At 57.7% G+C, this 5,307-nt stretch carries 3 rRNA genes; all 3 read left to right on the top strand.

Annotation, left to right across the window (positions count from 1 at the left end):
- Window positions 1-87: 87 nt before the first annotated feature.
- Window positions 88-1,602 (top strand): 16S ribosomal RNA (locus C1I93_RS27955).
- Window positions 1,603-1,984: 382 nt separating this feature from the next.
- Window positions 1,985-5,093, top strand: a 23S ribosomal RNA gene (locus C1I93_RS27950).
- A 96-nt stretch (window positions 5,094-5,189) separates the two neighbouring features.
- Window positions 5,190-5,306 (top strand): 5S ribosomal RNA (gene rrf / locus C1I93_RS27945).
- Together the 16S, 23S and 5S rRNA genes form the textbook arrangement of a ribosomal RNA operon.
- The last annotated feature ends 1 nt before the right edge of the window (window position 5,307 follow it).

The following is a 5,307-nucleotide window of genomic DNA, read 5'->3' as shown; positions in this document are numbered from 1 at the left end:
GTGCTGGTTGGGTCTTCGGATCTGGCTGGTTTGGGATTCCTTTGGCAACATTTTGTTTGTTGTCGGGATGGATTGTTCAACAGGTTTTTGTTGGAGAGTTTGATCCTGGCTCAGGACGAACGCTGGCGGCGTGCTTAACACATGCAAGTCGAGCGGAAAGGCCCTTCGGGGTACTCGAGCGGCGAACGGGTGAGTAACACGTGAGCAACCTGCCCTAGGCTTTGGGATAACCCTCGGAAACGGGGGCTAATACCGGATATTACTGCTGGACGCATGTTTGGTGGTGGAAAGTTTTTCGGCCTGGGATGGGCTCGCGGCCTATCAGCTTGTTGGTGGGGTGATGGCCTACCAAGGCGACGACGGGTAGCCGGCCTGAGAGGGCGACCGGCCACACTGGGACTGAGACACGGCCCAGACTCCTACGGGAGGCAGCAGTGGGGAATATTGCACAATGGGCGGAAGCCTGATGCAGCGACGCCGCGTGAGGGATGACGGCCTTCGGGTTGTAAACCTCTTTCAGCAGGGACGAAGCGCAAGTGACGGTACCTGCAGAAGAAGCGCCGGCCAACTACGTGCCAGCAGCCGCGGTAAGACGTAGGGCGCGAGCGTTGTCCGGATTTATTGGGCGTAAAGAGCTCGTAGGCGGCTTGTCGCGTCGACTGTGAAAACCCGTGGCTCAACTGCGGGCCTGCAGTCGATACGGGCAGGCTAGAGTTCGGTAGGGGAGACTGGAATTCCTGGTGTAGCGGTGAAATGCGCAGATATCAGGAGGAACACCGGTGGCGAAGGCGGGTCTCTGGGCCGATACTGACGCTGAGGAGCGAAAGCGTGGGGAGCGAACAGGATTAGATACCCTGGTAGTCCACGCTGTAAACGTTGGGCGCTAGGTGTGGGGGGCCTCTCCGGTTCTCTGTGCCGCAGCTAACGCATTAAGCGCCCCGCCTGGGGAGTACGGCCGCAAGGCTAAAACTCAAAGGAATTGACGGGGGCCCGCACAAGCGGCGGAGCATGCGGATTAATTCGATGCAACGCGAAGAACCTTACCTGGGTTTGACATCGCCGGAAATCCTGCAGAGATGTGGGGTCCTTCGGGGCCGGTGACAGGTGGTGCATGGCTGTCGTCAGCTCGTGTCGTGAGATGTTGGGTTAAGTCCCGCAACGAGCGCAACCCTTGTTCGATGTTGCCAGCGCGTTATGGCGGGGACTCATCGAAGACTGCCGGGGTCAACTCGGAGGAAGGTGGGGATGACGTCAAGTCATCATGCCCCTTATGTCCAGGGCTTCACGCATGCTACAATGGCCGGTACAATGGGCTGCGATACCGTGAGGTGGAGCGAATCCCAAAAAGCCGGTCTCAGTTCGGATCGGGGTCTGCAACTCGACCCCGTGAAGTCGGAGTCGCTAGTAATCGCAGATCAGCAACGCTGCGGTGAATACGTTCCCGGGCCTTGTACACACCGCCCGTCACGTCACGAAAGTCGGCAACACCCGAAGCCGGTGGCCCAACCCTTGTGGAGGGAGCCGTCGAAGGTGGGGCTGGCGATTGGGACGAAGTCGTAACAAGGTAGCCGTACCGGAAGGTGCGGCTGGATCACCTCCTTTCTAAGGAGCACCATCCAGCGAAGGCTGGTATGGAGCCTCGTGGCCCGCGGATGTCGGGTCGGGGTGCTCAGATGGCGGAGACACTGGTGAGTCAGGTGCCGGCAACGGCCGGAATTTTTCCTAGTACAGCTGCTTCGGTGGTGGGAACGGGGTTCTGGTGCGGCTGGTGGCTGGTGTATAGCACCCTGTTGGGTCCTGAAGGAACAACCCGGTTGTGGTTGTTGTTTCAGAGCCGATTGCTGTGGCGGTGACGTTGCAGTGTTGGTTGCCAGGCATGGCCTGGTCTCGCATACCGCCGGCGGTGGTCGGGTTGTGGTGTGGGGCTGTGGGTTGTGGGTTGGTTGTTTGTTGAGAATTGCACAGTGGACGCGAGCATCTTTGTGGTCAAGTTGTCAAGGGCGAACGGTGGATGCCTTGGCACCAGGAGCCGATGAAGGACGTGGGAGGCCGCGATAGGCCTGGGGGAGCTGTCAACCGAGCTGTGATCCCAGGGTGTCCGAATGGGGTAACCCGGCACCAGTCATGTGGTGTCACCTGCACCTGAATTCATAGGGTGTGTGGAGGGAACGCGGGGAAGTGAAACATCTCAGTACCCGTAGGAAGAGAAAACAACATGTGATTCCGTGAGTAGTGGCGAGCGAAAGCGGATTTAGGCTAAACCGGTTGCGTGTGATACCTGTCAGGGGTTGCGTGGTCGGGGTTGTGGGACCCTGCTGAACATGCTGACACGTGTTCGAGGAGTTATAAAGCCAGTTGTTAGCTGAATGGTCTGGAAAGGCCGACCGTAGACGGTGATAGTCCGGTAGGTGAAAGCAGCTGGTCTTCTGTGGGTGTTCCCGAGTAGCGGCGGACTCCTGAAATCTGCCGTGAATCTGCCAGGACCACCTGGTAAGCCTGAATACTTCCTGGTGACCGATAGCGGACGAGTACCGTGAGGGAATGGTGAAAAGTACCCCGGGAGGGGAGTGAAATAGTACCTGAAACCGTTCGCCTACAATCCGTCGGAGCCTTGCGGGGTGACGGCGTGCCTTTTGAAGAATGAGCCTGCGAGTTAGTGGCATGTGGCGAGGTTAACCCGTGTGGGGGAGCCGTAGCGAAAGCGAGTCTGAAGAGGGCGTTGAGTCGCATGTTCTAGACCCGAAGCGGAGTGATCTAGCCATGGGCAGGCTGAAGCGTGGGTAAGACTACGTGGAGGGCCGAACCCACCAACGTTGAAAAGTTGGGGGATGACCTGTGGTTAGGGGTGAAAGGCCAATCAAACTCCGTGATAGCTGGTTCTCCCCGAAATGCATTTAGGTGCAGCGTCGTGTGTTTCTTGCCGGAGGTAGAGCACTGGATGGTCTAGGGGGCCTACAAGCTTACCGAAATCAGCCAAACTCCGAATGCCGGTAAGTGAGAGCGCGGCAGTGAGACTGCGGGGGATAAGCTTCGTAGTCGAGAGGGAAACAGCCCAGATCACCAGCTAAGGCCCCTAAGCGTGTGCTAAGTGGAAAAGGATGTGGGGTCGCTTAGACAACCAGGAGGTTGGCTTAGAAGCAGCCATCCTTTAAAGAGTGCGTAATAGCTCACTGGTCAAGTGGTTCCGCGCCGACAATGTAGCGGGGCTCAAGCACACCGCCGAAGCTGTGGCATTCACATTTTACTTCGCTTGGACTTGATTCCTTGTGCAGGTGTGTGGATGGGTAGGGGAGCGTCGTGCCGGGGGTGAAGCAGCGGGGTGACCCAGTTGTGGACGCGGCACGAGTGAGAATGCAGGCATGAGTAGCGAAAGAAGGGTGAGAAACCCTTCCGCCGGATGACCAAGGGTTCCAGGGCCAGGTTATTCCGCCCTGGGTGAGTCGGGACCTAAGGCGAGGCCGAGAGGCGTAGTCGATGGACAACGGGTTGATATTCCCGTACCCGCGAAGGAGCGCCCGTGATGAACTTCGTTGTGCTAACCACCCGATCTGCTGGGGGTCTTCGGATTCTTGGTGGGGAGCGTGGGACCCTGGCGGGTAGTAGTCAAGCGATGGGGTGACACAGGAAGGTAGCTGAGCCCGGCCGGTGGTTGTGCCGGGGTAAGCGTGTAGGCCGACATGTAGGCAAATCCGCATGTCATTGAGGCTGAGACGTGATGCCGAGCCGATTCAGGTGAAGTCAGTGATCCTATGCTGTCGAGAAAAGCCTCTAGCGAGTTCCGAGCGGCCCGTACCCCAAACCGACACAGGTGGTCAGGTAGAGAATACCGAGGCGATCGGGTGAACTGTGGTTAAGGAACTCGGCAAATTGCCCCCGTAACTTAGGGAGAAGGGGGGCCGGAGACGTGAAGCCCCGCGCGGGTGGAGCGTTGTATGGCCGCAGAGAGCAGGGGGAAGCGACTGTTTACTAAAAACACAGGTCCATGCGAAGAAGTAATTCGATGTATATGGACTGACGCCTGCCCGGTGCTGGAACGTTAAGGGGACCTGTTAGCTCTTCGGGGCGAAGCGGAGAACTTAAGCGCCAGTAAACGGCGGTGGTAACTATAACCATCCTAAGGTAGCGAAATTCCTTGTCGGGTAAGTTCCGACCTGCACGAATGGCGTAACGACTTCCCCACTGTCTCAACCACAGGCCCGGCGAAATTGCAGTACGAGTAAAGATGCTCGTTACGCGCGGCAGGACGGAAAGACCCCGGGACCTTTACTATAGCTTGACATTGGTATCTGATTCGGCTTGTGTAGGATAGGTGGGAGCCGGTGAAGCGCATACGCCAGTATGTGTGGAGGCAATCTTGAAATACCACTCTGGTTGATTTGGGTATCTAACTTCGGGCCGTGATCCGGTTCAGGGACAGTGTCTGGTGGGTAGTTTAACTGGGGCGGTTGCCTCCTAAAGGGTAACGGAGGCGCCCAAAGGTTCCCTCAGCCTGGTTGGCAATCAGGTGTTGAGTGTAAGTGCACAAGGGAGCTTGACTGTGAGACTGACGGGTCGAGCAGGGACGAAAGTCGGGACTAGTGATCCGGCACTTGCGTGTGGAAGCGGTGTCGCTCAACGGATAAAAGGTACCCCGGGGATAACAGGCTGATCTTCCCCAAGAGTCCATATCGACGGGATGGTTTGGCACCTCGATGTCGGCTCGTCGCATCCTGGGGCTGTAGCAGGTCCCAAGGGTTGGGCTGTTCGCCCATTAAAGCGGTACGCGAGCTGGGTTTAGAACGTCGTGAGACAGTTCGGTCCCTATCCGCCGTGCGCGTAGGATACTTGAGAAGGGCTGTCCCTAGTACGAGAGGACCGGGACGGACGAACCTCTGGTGTGCCAGTTGTCCCGCCAGGGGCACGGCTGGTTAGCTACGTTCGGAAGGGATAACCGCTGAAAGCATCTAAGCGGGAAGCTCGCTTCAAGATGAGGTATCCCACCACTCTTCGGGGTGGGTAAGGCCCCCAGCTAGACGACTGGGTTGATAGGCCGGAAATGTAAGCCAGGTAACTGGTTCAGTTGACCGGTACTAATAGGCCGAGGACTTGACTACAAAGGTTCTGCTCGCGTCCACTGTGTAACTCACAACAAACAAATGATCCCGCCAGCGTTGGTTGGTGTGTGTGGTTGTTTGACATGTTGATAAGGTTACGGCGGTCATGGCGGAGGGGAAACGCCCGGTTACATTCCGAACCCGGAAGCTAAGCCCTCCAGCGCCGATGGTACTGCACTCGGGAGGGTGTGGGAGAGTAGGACACCGCCGGACA

Source organism: Micromonospora endophytica, assembly GCF_003236305.1.
Lineage (GTDB): Bacteria > Actinomycetota > Actinomycetes > Mycobacteriales > Micromonosporaceae > Micromonospora > Micromonospora endophytica.
The sequence above is the reverse complement of the archived record's forward strand: the minus strand, read 5'-3'. Positions and strand labels throughout refer to the sequence as shown.